Here is a 272-nt window from a genome sequence, read left to right as displayed (position 1 = left end):
TGAAACGCCTTATCTCGGTGATGGGGTGATGATCAATTCCAGCTTTTTGGATGGTTTGACACCCCAACAGGCTTTTGAAGAAGTAGCCAGAAGGCTTGAGGGACAAATGCTTAATGGGAAGCCTCAAGCAGAAAAAACAGTGCAATTTCGTTTACGGGATTGGGGTATTTCACGTCAACGTTATTGGGGGTGCCCCATTCCAATGATCCATTGTACATCTTGTGGAGTGGTTCCTGTGCCACGTGCCGATTTGCCTGTTGTGTTGCCTGATG

The 272-nt window shown here is 47.4% G+C and carries 1 pseudogene; it reads left to right on the top strand.

The annotated features are described in order from the left end of the window. Window positions 1-272: pseudogene (locus ACFINZ_RS11685) on the top strand (leucine--tRNA ligase); the annotation flags it as partial.

The sequence above is a fragment of the Bartonella sp. AA81SXKL genome (assembly GCF_042196945.1).
In the GTDB taxonomy this organism is placed as follows: Bacteria; Pseudomonadota; Alphaproteobacteria; order Rhizobiales; family Rhizobiaceae; genus Bartonella.
The sequence above is the reverse complement of the archived record's forward strand: the minus strand, read 5'-3'. Positions and strand labels throughout refer to the sequence as shown.